Source organism: Halomonas sp. SIMBA_159, from assembly GCF_046536035.1.
In the GTDB taxonomy this organism is placed as follows: domain Bacteria; phylum Pseudomonadota; class Gammaproteobacteria; order Pseudomonadales; family Halomonadaceae; genus Vreelandella; species Vreelandella venusta_A.
The window spans coordinates 1-228 of sequence record NZ_JAWJBT010001862.1; the positions used below are offsets into that span (position 1 = coordinate 1).

The 228-nt window shown below is 36.4% G+C and carries 1 protein-coding gene; it reads right to left on the minus strand.

Annotated features, from left to right (window positions below; translation table 11 throughout):
- On the minus strand, positions 1-228 hold a 228-nt coding region (locus R0J87_RS25630), incomplete at both ends, for a hypothetical protein (protein WP_498889828.1).

Below are 228 nucleotides of genomic sequence, written 5' to 3' on the forward strand. Positions count from 1 at the left end.
TGGATTGAGCATTAGGCAAAACGGAGTATGTTCCTCCAGAAGAAAAATTGACTTCTACACTATCTTTGGTGAAAGAGGGCTTTCCAGATAATTCATTTTTTATTAAAGGAAACCACTTTATGATTTCGTTATGTTTTTCTTCACTTATAGATGCGGCATTTTCTCTAGTTTGAGCAGACATTGCGATGGTGATATCAGGAAACCAAATGCAGGTATGATAGATCGACA